Origin of the sequence: Caulobacter sp. (genome assembly GCF_965279145.1) — a bacterium.
GTDB lineage: Bacteria > Pseudomonadota > Alphaproteobacteria > Caulobacterales > Caulobacteraceae > Caulobacter.
Map to the genome: position 1 here is coordinate 371449 of NZ_OZ257139.1, position 15185 is coordinate 386633.

At 67.5% G+C, this 15185-nt stretch carries 13 protein-coding genes; 5 read left to right on the forward strand and 8 right to left on the reverse strand.

Annotation, left to right across the window (positions count from 1 at the left end; all coding sequences use genetic code 11):
- Positions 1–45 precede the first annotated feature (45 nt).
- Positions 46–738, forward strand: coding sequence for a TorF family putative porin (locus tag ACQY9P_RS01775; protein WP_421736965.1), 693 nt, complete (start codon positions 46–48; stop codon positions 736–738).
- A 109-nt stretch (positions 739–847) separates the two neighbouring features.
- On the opposite strand, the gene ACQY9P_RS01780 is transcribed toward ACQY9P_RS01775, so the two are convergent.
- From ACQY9P_RS01780 to ACQY9P_RS01795, 4 genes are all read right to left on the reverse strand, one after another.
- Positions 848–2137 carry a CynX/NimT family MFS transporter gene (locus ACQY9P_RS01780; RefSeq protein WP_421736964.1) on the reverse strand — a complete coding sequence of 430 codons (1290 nt, stop codon included), beginning with the start codon at positions 2135–2137 and terminating at the stop codon, positions 848–850.
- A 2-nt stretch (positions 2138–2139) separates the two neighbouring features.
- Positions 2140–4530, reverse strand: a complete 2391-nt coding sequence (locus ACQY9P_RS01785; RefSeq protein ID WP_421736963.1) for a TonB-dependent siderophore receptor — start codon at positions 4528–4530, stop codon at positions 2140–2142.
- 186 nt (positions 4531–4716) lie between these two features.
- Positions 4717–5412 (reverse strand): GntR family transcriptional regulator, encoded by a 696-nt coding sequence (locus ACQY9P_RS01790; protein WP_421738276.1) that lies wholly within the window; start codon positions 5410–5412, stop codon positions 4717–4719.
- Between the two features lie 105 nt (positions 5413–5517).
- Positions 5518–6339 carry a MetQ/NlpA family ABC transporter substrate-binding protein gene (locus tag ACQY9P_RS01795; protein WP_421736962.1) on the reverse strand — a complete coding sequence of 274 codons (822 nt, stop codon included), beginning with the start codon at positions 6337–6339 and terminating at the stop codon, positions 5518–5520.
- 117 nt (positions 6340–6456) lie between these two features.
- Between ACQY9P_RS01795 and ACQY9P_RS01800 the strand changes: the two genes are divergently transcribed.
- Both ACQY9P_RS01800 and ACQY9P_RS01805 read left to right on the forward strand, forming a co-directional pair.
- Entirely contained in the window at positions 6457–6705 is a 249-nt protein-coding gene (locus tag ACQY9P_RS01800; protein WP_421736961.1) for a hypothetical protein, read from the forward strand.
- 12 nt (positions 6706–6717) lie between these two features.
- Positions 6718–6867, forward strand: a complete 150-nt coding sequence (locus ACQY9P_RS01805) for a hypothetical protein (protein ID WP_421738275.1) — start codon at positions 6718–6720, stop codon at positions 6865–6867.
- 9 nt (positions 6868–6876) lie between these two features.
- On the opposite strand, the gene ACQY9P_RS01810 is transcribed toward ACQY9P_RS01805, so the two are convergent.
- The 3 genes from ACQY9P_RS01810 to ACQY9P_RS01820 form a co-directional block, all read right to left on the reverse strand.
- The gene (locus tag ACQY9P_RS01810; protein WP_421736960.1) at positions 6877–7239 is read right to left on the reverse strand and encodes a hypothetical protein; all 363 of its coding nucleotides are present in this window, start codon (positions 7237–7239) and stop codon (positions 6877–6879) included.
- A 147-nt stretch (positions 7240–7386) separates the two neighbouring features.
- Positions 7387–8046, reverse strand: coding sequence for a methionine ABC transporter permease (locus ACQY9P_RS01815; RefSeq protein ID WP_421736959.1), 660 nt, complete (start codon positions 8044–8046; stop codon positions 7387–7389).
- Positions 8043–9059 carry a methionine ABC transporter ATP-binding protein gene (locus tag ACQY9P_RS01820; protein ID WP_421736958.1) on the reverse strand — a complete coding sequence of 339 codons (1017 nt, stop codon included), beginning with the start codon at positions 9057–9059 and terminating at the stop codon, positions 8043–8045. The genes ACQY9P_RS01815 and ACQY9P_RS01820 overlap by 4 nt, the downstream gene beginning before the upstream one ends.
- 179 nt (positions 9060–9238) lie before the next feature.
- On the opposite strand from ACQY9P_RS01820, the gene ACQY9P_RS01825 reads away from it, so the two are divergent.
- Positions 9239–12241, forward strand: coding sequence for a tubulin-like doman-containing protein (locus tag ACQY9P_RS01825; RefSeq protein ID WP_421736957.1), 3003 nt, complete (start codon positions 9239–9241; stop codon positions 12239–12241).
- Positions 12242–12243: 2 nt separating this feature from the next.
- Positions 12244–13818: a substrate-binding domain-containing protein gene (locus tag ACQY9P_RS01830; protein ID WP_421736956.1), complete on the forward strand. Its 1575-nt coding sequence runs from the start codon at positions 12244–12246 to the stop codon at positions 13816–13818.
- 49 nt (positions 13819–13867) lie between these two features.
- Here ACQY9P_RS01830 and ACQY9P_RS01835 read toward each other — a convergent pair whose 3' ends face one another.
- Positions 13868–15148 (reverse strand): amidohydrolase family protein, encoded by a 1281-nt coding sequence (locus ACQY9P_RS01835; RefSeq protein ID WP_421736955.1) that lies wholly within the window; start codon positions 15146–15148, stop codon positions 13868–13870.
- Positions 15149–15185: the final 37 nt, after the last annotated feature.

The window sequence follows — 15185 nt, forward strand, 5'->3', positions numbered from 1 at the left end:
CGGGGCGAGCCCTGATAAAGCGACACAGACAAGGGGATACCACAGATGAACCTCATGAAGATCTCGCTGGCCGCCGCCGCTGCCACCGTCGCCCTGAGCGGCGCCGCCATGGCCGAAGAGCTGAAGCTCTCGTACAACGTTGGCGTCGCCAGCGACTACGTGTTCCGCGGCGTCAGCAACACCCAGGAAGACCCGCAAATCTTCGGCGGCGTCGACGCCACCTACGGCATCGGCTACGCTGGCGTCTGGGCCTCGAACGTCGACTTCGGCGCCGATGACCCCACCGCTGAAATCGACCTGTACGCTGGCGTGAAGCCGGTTGTCGCCGGCACCAACCTGGACCTCGGCGTCATCTATTACGGCTATGTCGACGACAAGGGCATGACCCCCGGTTCGTTCAGCTACGTCGAACTGAAGGCCGCCGCCTCGCGCGCCTTCGGCCCGGCCACGCTCGGCGTCGCCGGCTACTACTCGCCGGAATTCCCTGGCAAGGGCGGTAACGCGTTCTACTACGAAGTGAACGGTTCGGTTCCGGTTGCTGAAAAGCTGTCGGTGAGCGCCGCCCTGGGTCACCAGGAAATCAAGAACTACGGCGACTACAACACCTGGAACATCGGCGCGACCTACGCCATCACCAGCCAACTGGCCGCTGACCTGCGCTACTCGGACACCGACGAGCACGGCTACGGCAAGATCTACGGCGACCGCGTCACGGTCAGCCTGAAGGCCGCGTTCTAAGAAAAGTCCCGCGTCATCGACGCAGGATCGAGCCGCCCCGGGCAACCGGGGCGGCTTTTTCTTGGCCGGTACTCCCGGCGCGTCCCTCAGGGCCGAGCCGCCGGACCCGTTACTCCGGGACGTCGACCATGTCGGTCGGCGCGGCGGGCGGGCGCATGAAGACAGCCGCCACGAACACCACGGCGATCACCGCCGCGAAGATCTGGAAGGTCGGCGCGAAGCCCCCCAGCCGGTCGCGCATGAACCCGCCGATGAACGGCCCCGCCGCCGAAACGGCTCCGACCAGGCAGGTCAGGGAAAAGAGCTCCAGATTGCTTCGCCGGCCATAGTAGTTGAGCAGCAGCACGGTCACAGCCAGCACGGTCAGGCCAAAGCCCACACCGGTGCCCAGGGCGTAGAGCAGCATCAGCGGCAGGGTCGTCGCCTGGGCCAGGGCCAGCAGCCCGGCCACCAGCATGGCCTGCGCGCCGACCAGCAGCCACTTGGGATCGATCCGGTCGCCCAGGAAGCCGCCCCCCAGCCGGGCCAGGGTCTGCATCAGCGATTCCAAGCTCAGCATCTTGGCCGCGATGGCGGCCGCCGCCACGGCCGACACGCCGGCGGCGACGCCGATCTCGCTCAGATGGCTCACCGACAGGCTGGCCACCGTCACGCCGGTCAGCAGGTGGGTAAAGTAGGCCGCCGCCAGCACGTAGAACTGCGGCGTGCGCAGGGCCGCCTTCACCGTCCACTCGTGCGACGTGCGATACACCCGCGCGTCGGCGGGGGCCGCGCGGGCCGCCTGCTCGACCTCGATATCGACCTCGTGAGCGGCCGCCGCCAGCCACTTGGACCCGCCGACCAGACCCGCGCAGATCAGGCCAACCACACAGGCCAGCACGGCCTGCACCAGCCAGTAGGCGCGCCAGTCATTGTGCGTCGCGCCCATGATCGACAGCGCCATCCACGGGCCGGCGACGCCGCCCAGGGATCCGAAGGTGAAATAGATCCCGAACGGCAGGGCCCGCTGGCGATACAGCGCCGACAGCACGTGGGTGCCGGGAATCAGGGCCGCCATCTGGAAGCCGATCCCGCACAGGGCCGCGCCGATATAGTAGCGCGCGATACTCTCCGAACCGGCGAAGCCCAGCAGCCCCGCGCCCAGCACGACCGAGCCCAGCAGCAGGGTGCCGCGCACGCCGATCCTGCGGATAAGGATGGCCGGCAACCACGACGACGCGCCGGTGAAGACGCCCAGCACCGAAAAGCCCAGGAACGCCTTCTCGAAGCTCCAGTGCAGCTCGCCGATCATCGTGGGCAGGATCACGCCCAGCGAACCGTAGGTCGAGGCAGTGATCAGGAACAGCAGCAGGCTGAAGCCGGCCAGAAGCGAGATGCGACGCAGATCCGTTGAAGCCAAGGTCAGAACGTCCGCTTGAGGGTCACACGCCATTCGCGGCCCTTGCCGGGCAGCGCGCCCAGATTGGCATAGGTGTCCGCGTCCGGGGTGAAATAGAACGTGTCGAACAGATTATCGACGTTGAGCTCGGCGGTGTAAGGCCCGCGCGTCACATAGGCTGAACCGTTGACCACGGAATAGGCGGGATAGCGGACGGCGTTCTGCACGGTCCCGGCGGTGCGGCTGACATGGCTGACACCCAGGGTCGCCCCGGCCTGCCCCCAGTCATGGCCCTTGCTGGTATAGGCGCCGTACAGGCTGACCACTGACTTGGGGATCAGGGTGTAGGCATAGTCCCCGCTCCGCCCCGGCAGGCCCGCGAAGCTCCAGACCACATAGGATCCGCCATAGGCGCTCGCGCCCGCCACGCCCGCCGTATAGGCCGGGATATATTGGAACGAGGCGTCGGGTCCCTTGATCGTGGTGCGCTGGCTGTTGCCGGTGAAGGTGAAGCTGAGCTGCTCCGACGCCAGCCACCGAACCTCAAGCTCCACGCCCTTGGCGCGCGTGCCCTGCACGGTGGGCGGCGAGGTGTTGGTCAGCTGGGTGCGGTTCTGACGATAGGCGGCCAGCGAGCCGACCAGGGTCCCGTCCAGCAGTTGGAATTTCACGCCGGTCTCAGCGAGATTCGAGCCCGACAGCCACGAGCCGTCGGCCACCAGTGAGGGCGCGATGTCGCCGGCCTGGCTCATCTCCAGCGCCGAGGCCTTGGCGTAGCTGAGGTAGGGCATCAGGCCGAACGCGGTCTTGTAGGTCAGGCTGGCGTTCCAGGTGGCCTTGTCGCGATCGTCCGATTGGCGGCCCGCGACCGTGTAGCTGAGAAAGCCCGTGTCCTGGCTCTCGACGTCGTAGTGATCGTAGCGCCCGCCCAGGACCAGGTTCCAGCGCCCGGCCTCGACATCCGACGTGAAGAACACGCCCGTCTGGTTCCAGGTCGAGCGGTTGTCGTTCTCCCACTGCAAACCGATACCGCCGGCCTCGCTAGTGAACGGGCTGTCGATGGTGTCGGTCGCCGTGGCGCCAAAGGCGATGTCGCGGCGGTCGATGGCGATCAGGCCGCTGTTATAGCTCTCGCGACGACGCCCCTCGAACCGGCGATAAGACGCGCCGGCCAGGGTCCGTGCGCTGACCGCCCCGACGCGCGTCGGCAGGGCCAGGGTGATCCGCGCCTCGCTGACCTTGGCGTCCACGGCCGACGGATAGCCGTAGGAGACAAAGCGCTTGTTGTCCTGGGTGTCGTGGAACAGCTGCAGCTTGAGCGTCCGGTCGCCGCCCAGGTCCTTGGCCAGGTCAAAATAGAGCGTGCCGGTGGTGGTCTTCGAGAAGTCGGCCGGACTGATATAGACCGTGCGACGGTTGAGCCTGGTCTTGCCGACGCCGGTGTCCAGCGTGTGGGCCGCGTCACTGCTGGGGAAGCCGTAGTACGGAATGTAGAGCGCGCTGGCATAAGGATAGAAGCCCACCTCGTTGGGCGTCAGGCGACCATTGCCGTCGGCGTCCTTCAGGCTGGAGTCGCGGCCGGTGATGTAGGTGCGGTTGTCGATCAGGTCCTGGGTCAGGCGGTTCCAGCCGGGCGTCTGAACGTCGCCGTCAGAGTGGAAGGCCATGCCGCCGAAGGCCGTGCTCCAGCCGTCGCCGAGGTCGAAATCGGCCGACAGTTCCAGCGTCTGGTGACGCGGATAGACGCCCCGATAATAGCTGTGGCTGTCCTCGACCTCGCCATAGGCATAGACGCCGCCCTCGGCCGCGCCCAGGCTGACCGGAGCCCCGAACTGGCCGGTCAGCAACTTCTTGTTGAAACTGCCGAAGGTGGCGGTGACCTGCCCTTCCGGCTGGGCCAGGAAGCGGCCTTCGTCGCGGGCCGACTTGGGGATGAAGTTCACCAGCCCCCCGACCTTGCCCGCGCCATAGACCGGGGTCGGCGGGCCGCGCAGGATCTCGATCCGCGCCGCGCCGCCGATCGGGGTCGAATAGGTCCCGCGGTTCTCCACCCGCTTGAAGCCTCGGAAGTAGTTCTCGGCCAGGGTGCCGCGAATATTCAGCGCGCCCGGCACGCCGTAGAAGCTGGCGGTGTGGGTCCCTGGCGAGACCGCCGAGATCCCGTCCAGGGTCTCGATGCCGAAGCGTTCCAGCGTCACGTCGCTGACCAGGCTGGCCGAGCGCGGCGTCTCGATCAGCGGTTTGTCGATCCCGAACACCGTGCTGGACGGCTGCTTCTCCAGCAGCCCGGCCTTGTCGCGGGCCAGTACCAGCACCGTGTCGACCTGGTCGGAGATCTGCTCTTCAGCCTGAGCTCCGCTTGCGGCGGCGAGCGACAGAAGACTGGCGGAAAGCAGCGCGCGACGAAACGACATGCGGACGAACCCCGTATTGCCCGGCGATGCGGGCGGCGACCTGCACCATTTGGGAATGACGCGGCGTTCGTCAAAATGCCTTCTGACATTTCAGATGATATTGCGAGAGACCTGTGACCTCCGCGCCTCACCCTTTGAAAAGTACGGGAATTAGAGTTCGAACGTCATCCCCGCCGGGGAAAAGGTCTAGGCCGCCCCGACCATGGGCCGCTGCACGGCGTCGGGCGTGATGTTCAGCACTCGCATCATGGCGGCGCGCGAGCCTTCGACATCGCCCTTGGCGATCACGCGGGCCACGTCGCGGTGCTGCTCGATATCGGCCATCAGTTCGGCCTCGGTGGCCCCGCCGAACGAGAACACCCAGAATCGCGCGGCCTTGTGCTGCAGGGGAATGAGGATGCGGGCCAGGGCCAGGTTCTGGCTGGCGCGGGCCACGGCGGCGTGGAAACGCTGGTCCATGGCCACCAGGGCCGGCAGGTCGCGCTCCCGCGCCGCCTGCTCCCCGTCGGCAAAGGCGTCGAGGATGGCCTTGGCCTCGGCCTTCGAGGCGTGACGGGCGGCTAGGCCCGCGCAGTGCGGCTCGATCAGCGCCCGGGCCTCATAGCCCTGACGCAGTTCCACCAGATCCAGCGGCGCGACCAGGGTGCCTGACCGAGCGCGACGGATGACCAGACCCTCCAGCGCCAGACGGCCCAGAGCGTCGCGCACGCCGGCCAGGCCGGTCTCGTAGCGGGCCGCCAGCGACTGCTCGTCAAGCCGCGCGCCGGGCGCCAGTTCGCCCAGGATCAGGTCCAGCAGGATCCGCTCATAGACCTTGGCCTTCTGAAGGTCCGGCGACCAGTCCTCCAGGCCCGACGAGGAACAGACGTCTAGCACCAGCATCCGCGAACGCGCGTCCTGGACAGGCGAAAGTGGCACGGGCGAGGCTCCGTTCAGGTTGAGCCCTGATAGGTAGGCTGAAATGTCAGTCGGCGCTAGCCGCCCTGTTTAAAACGCCGGCACCACCGCGCCTTCGTACTTCTGCTGCATGAACGCGCGGACCTCGGGGGTGGTCAGGGCGGCGGCCAGCTTCTGGACGCGCGGGTCGTCCTTGTTGTCCAGGCGACCGACCAGATAGTTCACATAGGGGCTCTTGCTGTCTTCGATCAGCAGGGCGTCCTTGGTCGGGTTCAGCTTGGCGTCCAGGGCGTAGTTGGTGTTGATGATCGCCAGATCGACCTGACCCAGCACGCGCGGCAGGGTGGCGCCTTCCAGTTCCTTGAACTTCAGGCCCTTGGGGTTGTCGACGATGTCCTTGAGGCTGGACAGGGCGTTGGTCGGGTCCTTCAGGGTGATCACGCCGTTGCGCGACAGCAGCAGCAGGGCGCGGCCCTCGGTGCTGGCGTCGTTGGGAATGGCAACGGTCGCGCCTTGCGGAATTTCGGCCACCGACTTCAGCTTGGCCGAATACAGGCCCATCGGCTCGATGTGGATGCCCTTGATCGGCACCAGGTGCGTGCCCTTGTCCCGGTTGAAGGTCTCCAGATAGGGCAGCGTCTCGAAATAGCTGACGTCGATGCGCTTCTCGGCCACCTGGGTGTTGGGCTGGACGTAGTCGTTGAAGACCTTGATCTCGATCTTCAGGCCCTGGGCCGCCAGCTTGGGCTTGATGAACTCCAGCACCTCGGCGTGCGGGATGGCCGTGGCCGCGACGGTCAGGGTGTCGCTGGCGCTCGACGAGGCGGCGGGCTTCTGGCCGCAGGCGGCAAGCGCCAGAGCGGCGAGGCTGAGGGCGACGAAAGCGCGACGGGCGACCATGAACGGCTCCATAAGGCGATAAATCGAGTAGGGTTTTGCCCGGTTTTCGGCGGGGAGCGAAATCAGATTTCCTGATCGGCGATGGAGGGATCACTTGACCCTGCCGTCGAACAGGTCGCCTCAGGAGGGATGGCCAAGGAAACCGTCTATATCGTGCAAGCCTATATCGCCGGGCGCGGCAAGGGCTTGAAGGCCGAGCAGCAGATCGGCTGCAAGGACGCCGCCGAGGCCCGCCGCAAGGCCGAGCGCCTGGCGCCGCTGCGCGAAGGCGTCGTGGCCTTCGCCGCCTCGGCCGACGTCGAGCTGGGCGACTATGACGAGAACCCGGACATCCTGTTCAAGGCAGGCAGGCTGCCGTTTCCGTTCGATCAGAGCTGAGGTTCGGCCTCAATTCAACCTCCCAAAGCTTGTCATCCCGGCCGCAGCGAAGCGGAGAGCCGGGACCCAGGGGCCGATGCACTGCGGCTGCCCCTGGGTCCCGGACAGCCTCTGCGAGGCTTCCGGGATGACAAGGGTTTGAGACCTTTAGGCGCTTCGTAGAGTACGTCTCTAGTCCAGGTCCTCGTCATTGGCCGGCTCGTCCGGCGCGCCGTGGATCGTCCAGCTGACGACGAAGTCGGGCGCGTCGCCCGCCAGGCTGGTGACGCCCGCCTCGGCCGCCTTGATGGCTGACGTTTGGGGCGGCAGGGCATAGGTGTCGCCGTCGTGCTCGCCCAGCAGGTCCAGCACGATACCGTCGCGATCGTCGGCCTCGATCACCACGCCGAAGACCTGCTGGCGCTCGGTGATCTCACCGTCCTCGTCGAGAAAGGTCAGGCCGACCAGCAGGGTCTTGCCGATCAGCGCCTTGGCGAAGGCCTCGTCCCAATGTTCGGGCGGCGGGGCGGAGAGGATGGGCGTTTCGTCGGTCATGGCCGCCTTCTAGCGTTTGGGCGCCGCGATGGGAACGCCGTGCGTCCTTCGAGGCCCGCTGCGCGGGCGCCGCAGGATGAGGAGCGCTATTCTGAATTCCTCATCCTGAGGTGCGAGCCAGTGGCGAGCCTCGAAGGACGCAAGGCCTCAACGGTGCGAGACCCGCCGCACCACCCGATCGCCGATCATCTGCAACGCCTGCACCAGAACCAGCAGCAGAACGACAGTCACCACCATCACGTCGGTCTGGAAGCGCTGATAGCCGAAGCGGATGGCCAGATCGCCCAGGCCGCCGGCCCCGACCACCCCGGCCATGGCCGTGTAGGACACCAGCGCGATGGCCGTGACCGTCGCGGCGGCGATGATCCCCGGCATGGCTTCGGGCAACAGCGCGCCCAGCACCACCTGCCGACGCTTCGCGCCCATGGCGAAGCTGGCCTCGACCACGCCCTTGTCGACCTCGCGCAGAGCGGTCTCGACCAGGCGGGCGAAGAAGGGCGCGGCGCCGGCCACCAGCGGCGGGATCGCGCCGGCCACGCCCAGCGACGTGCCGACCAGAGCCACGGTCAGGGGGATCATCACGATCAGCAGGATCACGAACGGGACCGAGCGCAGGATGTTGACCAGCAACGACAGCGCACCGTGAGCGAGGCGGTTCTCGAGCATCTGGCCCTTGCCGGTCAGGAACAGGATCACGCCCAGCGGCAGTCCCAGCGCGACGGTCAGCACCATCGATCCGCCCAGCATGCTCAGGGTGTCGAGGGTGGCCTGGGCGATCTCGGACCAGTCGATGTTGGACACGCTCATCGGCCATTCTCCCTGGTGGGGGCCTCCCCGATCAGGACGGGATCCACCCGCACGCCCTCGGCCTTGAACTGGGCGATGGCCGCGTCGACGTCGCCGCCGGTCAGGGCCAGGGTCAACTGACCGTAGGGCGTCTCGCGCAAACGATGGATGCGGCCGCCCAGGATCGAATAGTCGACGCCCGTGGCGCGGGCCACCTCGCCCAGCACCGGCTTGTAGGTCGCCTCGCCCTTGAAGGTCAGCCGCACCACGCGGCCGGCCAGCACGGCGCCGGCGGCGGGTTCGCCATCGGCCTCGCGCACGAAGCGGCGGGCGGTGTCGCTGGCCGGATGCAGGAAGACGTCCTCAACCGCGCCGGCCTCCACCACGCGGCCGGCCTCCAGCACCGCCACCCGGTCGCAGACGCGGCGCACCACGTCCATCTCGTGGGTGATCAGCACGATGGTCAGGCCCAGCTCGCGATTGAGACCCGAGACCAGATCCAGGATTTGCTCGGTGGTCTCCGGATCCAGGGCGCTGGTCGCCTCGTCGCACAGCAGCACCTTTGGACCCGTCGCCAGGGCCCGGGCGATGCCCACGCGCTGCTTTTGCCCGCCCGACAGCTGGGCCGGATACTTGGTCGCGTGGTCCGACAGGCCCACCCGCGCCAGCAGCTCGGCCGTGCGCGCCTTGACCTCGGCGGCCGGACGACCGGCCAGCTTCAGCGGGAAGGCGACATTGTCGGCCACGGTCTTGGACGACAGCAGGTTGAAGTGCTGGAAGATCATCCCCACCCGGCGCCGAAGGGCGCGCAGCCCCTCGACGCCCAGGGCGGCGACATCGTCGCCATCGACCACGACGCGACCGCCGGTGGGCTTCTCCAGCCCGTTGATCAGCCGGATCAGGGTCGACTTGCCGGCGCCCGAGGCCCCGATCACCCCGAACACCTCGCCGGCCTTCACCGACAGCGACACCTCGCTGAGGGCGGCGTGACCGCCGGCTGAATAGGTCTTGGAAACGGCCTCGAAGGCGATCACGGGCGCGAAGATCCTTTGGAAAGAAGACCCGGGTGATCGCTCACGCGGCCGAAAGGGTCAAGTTAAGGCGGCGCCTGCGGAGCGCCTGCAATCAGAACCCGGTTCGGCGAACCAAGGGTCTTCGCCAATCCGTCACACACGCGTTATAGCTGTGTCGCTATGGGTTTGGGGCCAGAAGTATGAATCACCTGATGATCGGGCTCGGCGGCACGGGCGGCCGGGTTCTGCGCGCGATGCGCAAGTCCATGTATCGCTCGTTTCGCGATCGTCAGCCCGACAACACGGTCGTCGACTACCTGTTCGTCGACAGCGACCCCAAGTCCTTCGTCGATGGCGATCCGGCCTGGACCGTGCTGGGCAAGTCGATCCACTTGCCCAAGCGCAGCCAGATGCTGATCGCCCAGGCGAACCTCAACAGCATCGTCGACGACCTGAACGCTCACCCGAACCTGAAGCCATGGATCGGCGACAGGACGGCCTGGGGCGAGATCCTGGCCAGCCTGAACATCGACTCGGCCGGCGGCCAGAAGCGCCGCCTGGGCCGGTTCCTGTTCGCCATGAGCGCCCGCAAGTTTCGCGACTCGGTCTCGACCATCGTGGCCGACATGCAGCAGCAGGGGCCGCGTTCGACCGACGTCACCTTCCACATCTTCTGCGGCCTGGCCGGCGGCACGGGCTCGGGCGCGATCGTCGACACGGTCGCCCAGCTGCGCGCCATGTATCCGGATCCACGCCAAAAGATCGTGCTCTATCTCTACCTGCCGGACCTGAACCCGCCGGCCAAGTGGAACACCGGCAACTATCACGCCAACGCCTATGCGGCCCTGATGGAGCTGAACGCCATGGGCGCGGGGGCGTTCGCGCCGTTCGACGTCGTGGGCGGCGGCGGACCGGTCAAGAACCCCGGCGGCTTCTGGTACAACGGCGCCTACGTCTTCACCGACGACAACAACCTGGGCTTCCGCGCCGCGATCGACCGCGACCTGCCCGACATCCTGGCGGACTTCGTCTTCCAGAAGGTGATCGTCGCCCGCAAGGTCAACTGGGACGGCCTGGTGCGGATGGAGAACTCCGAGAACGGCGACGCCTCGCCGGAAATCTCGGCCGGGGCGAAGATCGGCCAGCGCTCGGTGCGGTTCCTGTCGTTCGGTGTCCGCCGCATCGCCTTCCCAGAAGAAGCGATCCGCGAGTCCCTGACCTACGACTTCGAGATGCAGGGCCTGCGCCAGCTGGCCTTCAACAACTGGCAGGACGGCGTCGGCTATCTCGAGAACGCCCGGCCGCGCGCCAACGCCGAGTTCGTCGCCGACAAGCAGAAGCGCGAGGACTGGCGCCTGACCGACGACCACCTGCGCCTGCAGCGTCCGATCATCGACACCGAGGGTTCAAAGCGCTGGAAGACCTTCGCCGAGGAGTGGGAGACCTGGGAGACCCACTATGTGGGCCTGGCTCAGCAGACCGACCGCGCCCAGTGGCTGAACGAGCTGAAGACCCTGTTCCAGACCGCCTGGTCGCAGAATTTCCGCAACGCGGGCGTGCCGCAGTTCTTCCAGGCCGCCGGCCGCGACCGCAAGAACCTCGCCCAGGCCATTCGTAACCTGATCGAACAGTCGCTGTTCGAGGACTGGCGCAACGGCGTCCGGGCGATCTCGGAGAACGGCCGCGTGGTCGACGCCCTGCTGGTCGACATCGAGGAGCGCCTGAACCAGGTCGCCGACTTCGCCGCCAAGCGCGAGTCCTCGGCAGACGACCTGGACCGCCAGTTCGGCGAGATCGAGCGCAAGTGGAACGAGTTCCGCCTGATCCCCGGCTCGCGCGAGCGCGAGATGACCAAGGCCGGCTTCATCCTGCGCGAGCAGTACACCGCCCGCACCCTGGCCGAGGCGGCGCGCTTCTCGCGGTCGCTGATGGAGGACCTGCGCAGCGAACTGACCGACCTGGCCAGCTCGATCGACGCGGCCGAGAAGGTGGTCACCGAGGCCGCCGACCGGGCGATGAAACGCGTTCAGGCCCGCAAGGGCATGGTCGGGGCCGCGCCCAGCGACGCGCCGTCCTACGTCACGACCATCGGCGACGCCGGCGCGGTCGAGAAAGCCCGCCGCACGCTGGTTCTCTCCGAGGAGGAGCAGCGCACCCACACCGCCAAGCTGCGCCAGAAGATCCTGGAGGCCCTGGGCAACCAGCCGACCTTCTCGCTGTTCTCGCGCCGCCTGGCCGAGACCGACGTGCAGAACGCCCTGACCGCGGCCAGCGCCGAGGAGGTGGCCTCGGCCCACCAGCGCCTGGTGACCGAAAAGAGCGATCGCGTGATCGGCGTCTCGGTCATCGACAAGCTGCGCGACCAGTGGGGCGACGACCAGGAGCGCCTGAACAGCGAAGCCGCCGCCCTGACGCGCGGCGCCGGCCGGTTCATCAGCTTCGACGAGGCCGAGGTCAACAAGTCGTTCCCCGGCAAATCCCCAGCCCCGCGCGGCGTCGAGAGCTTCGCCGTCATTGTCCCCGCCCCGCCCGAGCAGAAAGACTTCGTCGACAAGCTGGAGCGTGCGTTCAAGAACGCCCGCCCAGGCGGCGATGTCGACTTCATCCGCTCGGACGACACCTCGGGCGACATCGCCCTGGTGACCCTGGTCAACCTGTTCCCGCTGCGCTTCGCGCGCGTCGTGCGCGGCCTGCGCGACCGCTACAACGACCGCTTGGCCGAGGGTAAGGCGCGGGCCCAGCTTGAGGTGCACACCGAAGGCGACGGCTCGCAGTTCCCCGAACTGTTCGTGGCCGACCGGGCCCAGGTCGCCACCCGCCTGCGGCCGGTGCTGCTGGTCGGCGTCGCGCTGGGCGCGGTGGCGACCGTACGCAGCCAGTCCTCGGGCCGCGACCAGCTGGTGCTGGTTCGCAAGGACGCCGACGGTTTCGACCTGGATCCGCTGGTGCTGGGCGACAGCGCCCTTGGCGCCACGGAAGGCTGCGGCGAGACCGAGTACTTCGCCCTGGAGGACACCGTCGAAGACGCTCTGGGCAAGGGCGCCCTGACCAGCGACCCCGACCGCGAGGCGGCGCGGACCAAGATCATGGAAGTGGTCGAGTCCGTGAAAGCCGCCAAAGGCGGCGACGCCACCGATCCCGAAGTCGCCGCGTGGAACAGCGCCGCGCGCGACGCCATGAAGCTCATCCGGCGGGAAGCCTGACCATGTCCACGACCTTCGGCGTTTGCACCAACCTGCCCAGCCAGTGCGCCAAGGCGGCGGCCAAGGAGCAGATCCCCATCACCTCGGCGGACAGCGTGTGCCCGGAGTGCGGCAGCCGGCTGCAGTTCGTGAAGCCCACCGCCACCGAGAAGGCGAAGTCATTCATCCGCCCGGCGCTTGCCGGCGTAGGGATCGTGATCGGCCTGTTCCTGCTGATCGGGCTCTACGGCGCCCTGTCCGGCGGCGACAAGACGACCAGCGGCGGGGGCGCCGCTCCGGGCAGCGCCAGCGACTACTATCTCAGCCTTTCCGGCTCCAACACCGTCGGCAGCTCGCTGGCGCCCGAACTGGTCAAGGCCTGGCTGGCGGCCAAGGGCGCGACCAACATCCGCGAGGAGGAACGCAAGATCACCGGCAAGCCCGCGCCGGAAAAGATCATCAGCGCCCGTCTCGAAGACAAGGACATCCAGGTCATCGTGCGGGCTCACGGCAGCGCCACCGCCTTCACCGACCTGAAGAGCGGCGCGTCCGACATCGGCATGGCCTCGCGCCCGGTCAAGGACGCCGAGGCTGAAAGCCTGGCTTCCATGGGCGACATGCGCTCGGTCTCGAACGAGTATGTGCTGGGCCTGGACGGCGTGGCGGTCATCGTGCCGGCCAGCAACGAAACCCCCACCCTCTCGCGCCACGAACTGCGCCGCATCTTCTCGGGCGAGGTGACCAACTGGTCCGAGGTCGGCGGCCCTGACCGGCCCATCCGCCTCTATGCGCGCAATGACGAGTCCGGCACCTACGACACCTTCAAGGAGCTTGTCCTGAAGGACTCGCCCCTGGCCGCGGCCAAACGGTTCGAGGACAGCGCCCAGCTGGAGGAAGCGGTCTCGCGCGATCCGGGCGGCGTCGGCTTCGTCGGTCTGCCCTATGTGAAGACCACCCGCGCGGTGGCGGTCAGCGACGGCGAGTCGTCCGCCCTGGAGCCGACGCGCTTCAGCATCAAGACCGAGAACTACCCGCTAAGCCGCCGCCTGTTCCTCTACAGCTCCAGCGATCCGACGAACCCCGCGGTCAAGGACTTCATCACCTTCGCGCTGTCGGCGCGCGGCCAGGCGATCGTCCGCCAGGCCCACTTCGTCGACCTCGACCTCAACCAGATCGTGTCGCGCGAGGAGGTCTCGACCCGCGGCGGCTGTCGCCTGTCCTCGCGCTGGCGCGGGGATCCCAACGCCTATTGCCGCCTGCGCAACGGCGCCGAGCAGCTGGGCACAACCTTCCGCTTCCGCACAGGCTCGGCCGAGCTCGACACTCGCGCCTCGCAGGACCTGCGCCGGGTGCTGGAGCGGATGGAGCGCTCGACGGACAAGACCATCGTGCTGGCGGGCTTCGCCGACAGCTCCGGCGAGTACACCGCCAATTGCGCCCTGTCCCTGTCGCGGGCCAAGAGCATCGCCAAGGCCCTGGGCACCCTGGGCCTGCAGATCGACAACACAGTCGGCTTCTGCAGCGAACTGCCGGTGCGCAACAACGGCACGCCGGAAGGCCGCGACCAGAACCGTCGTGTCGAGATCTTCCTGAAATAGCGAGAACCTGGTCCGGGGCCGCCGCCGGCGCGCCCCGGACCATCGCCTTCTACGGCTGACGGACGACCGCCCCGCCCTTCATGACGAACACGGGCTTTTCCAGCACCGTGACGTCCGCCAGCGGATCACCCGACACCGCGATGATGTCGCCATAGCGGCCGACGGCCACCTGGCCGACGTCCTTGGTCTGGCCCAGGGCCTCGGCGGCGGTCACGGTGGCGGCCTGGATCGCCTGCAGCGGAGTGGCGCCATAGCGCACCATCACCGCGAACTGCTTGGCGTTGTCGCCGTGCGGATAGACCCCGGCGTCGGTGCCGTAGACCATTTTCACGCCCGCCTTCAGGGCCTTCTTGAAGTTCTGCCGCTGGATCTCGCCGATATCGCGATCCTTGCGCAGGTTGTCTTCCAGTACGCCGTTCTTCTTGCCCTCGGCCTGGGTGTAGTCGGTGTTGTAGATGTCCATCGAGAAGTAGGTCCCATGCTGGACCGCCAGCTTGATGCCCTCGTCGTCGACCAGGCTGGCGTGCTCGATGGTGTCGATACCGGCCTTGATCGCCTCGCGGATGCCCGCCGCGCCGTGGGCGTGGGCCGCCACCTTGATGCCGGCCATGTGGGCCTCGTCGGCCACGGCGGTCATCTCGGCCAGGGTCAGTTGCTGCTGGCCCGGCTCGTCGCCGCGCGAGAACACCCCGCCCGTCGCGCAGATCTTGATCACCTGGGCGCCGTACTTCTTCAGCGTCCGCACCACCTTGCGGGCCTCGTCGGGGCTGTCGATGTTGTAGGGGCTCTTCTCGTCCATCGACGGCGGGAAGAAGGTGGAGTCGCAGTGACCGCCCGTCGCGCCGATGGCGTAGGCGGCTGTGACGACGCGCGGGCCAGACACATAGCCGCCGTCGATGGCCTCGCGCAGGCCCACGTCGTCGAAATCGGCCGAGCCGACATTGCGCACGGTGGTGAAGCCGGCCTCCAGGGTCTTCTTGGCGTTGGCCGTCTGGACCACGCTCCAGAAGCGGTCGCTGTGTTCCAGGCTGTTATACCCGCCGATCTCGGCCAGGCTGTCCAGATGGACGTGCATGTCGATCAGGCCCGGCAGCAAGGTCGCGCCAGGCAGGTCGACCAGAGTAGCGCCGGCCGGCACGGGCACTTCGCCCTTCTTGCCGATGGCGGTGATGCGCCCGTCGGTGATCACCACCATAGGATTGTCGACATACTTGCCGGTGGTCACGTCCAGCAGGCGCGCGGCGCTCACCGCCTCGACCTGCGCTGCCTGGGCCGACGCCGCGACGCCCAACGCGCCGACCACCGCCATAACCTTGATACCCTTACGCATCTCTCATCCCCGTCCTGATTCAGGACCGGGACGCTAG